The following is a 325-nucleotide window of genomic DNA, read 5'->3' as shown; positions in this document are numbered from 1 at the left end:
CCATTCGGAGATCCATGGATCAAAGCTTATTCGCAGCTCCCCACGGCTTTTCGCAGCGTATCACGTCCTTCTTCGCCTGTGCATGCCAAGGCATCCACCAAATGCCCTTACGACACTTAATCGTTCTCATTGCCAATGCTCATCATCTCGCTGGACGCTTCCGAAGAAACGCCAACAGACCGGGTTACCTTTTACAACCCGGCCATTCAGATGCCATCGACGTGTTCGATAAGACTGCTTTATTGGAACTACGCCGAGCAGTTCACTTGCAATCTCATCTTTAAGACCAGCTTCTCGAGATTAAATCCGGGACCGCGCGGTCAGG

At 51.4% G+C, this 325-nt stretch carries 1 protein-coding gene and 1 rRNA gene; one reads left to right on the top strand and one right to left on the bottom strand.

The features are described 5' to 3' along the window. Positions 1 to 122: ribosomal RNA gene (locus tag SB764_RS39055) — 23S ribosomal RNA — on the bottom strand; the annotation flags it as partial. Positions 123 to 135: 13 nt separating this feature from the next. On the opposite strand from SB764_RS39055, the gene SB764_RS39050 reads away from it, so the two are divergent. Then, the coding region (locus tag SB764_RS39050; RefSeq protein ID WP_410866619.1) for a hypothetical protein at positions 136 to 325 on the top strand (190 nt) is incomplete at its 3' end.

The organism is Paraburkholderia sp. SIMBA_027, assembly GCF_046535315.1.
Taxonomy (GTDB): domain Bacteria; phylum Pseudomonadota; class Gammaproteobacteria; order Burkholderiales; family Burkholderiaceae; genus Paraburkholderia; species Paraburkholderia tropica.
Note: the sequence above shows the minus strand (reverse complement) of the source record. Positions and strands in the feature narration are given on the sequence as shown.